General features: G+C 61.5%; 1 protein-coding gene. It reads right to left on the bottom strand.

Annotated elements, in window-relative coordinates; genetic code table 11:
- On the bottom strand, positions 1-286 hold a 286-nt coding region (locus QP381_RS08955; protein WP_285068652.1), incomplete at both ends, for an undecaprenyl-diphosphate phosphatase.

Below are 286 nucleotides of genomic sequence, written 5' to 3'. Positions count from 1 at the left end.
ATGCCGGACACTACGGTGCCGATAATGGTGGCTCCCCAGCCGACTCCGCCAGCCGCACCAATCTGATCAAACTTGGTTACAGCCTGCAGGCCGCCGGCGGCGATCAGGGTGGGAATGCCCAGGAAGAAGCTCATGCGCGTGGCCGTCACCCTGTCGATCTTCAGGAACATGGCCCCGGCAATGGTTGCGCCGGAACGCGATACGCCGGGGATCAGGGCGATCGACTGGAATAGGCCAAGCAGGAGGCCATCCTTCCAAGTAATAGAGTCTTCGCCACGATCGAAGC

Source organism: Pauljensenia sp. UMB6358, from assembly GCF_030216865.1.
Lineage (GTDB): Bacteria > Actinomycetota > Actinomycetes > Actinomycetales > Actinomycetaceae > Pauljensenia > Pauljensenia turicensis_A.
This window is presented reverse-complemented; position numbering and strand designations above follow the sequence as displayed.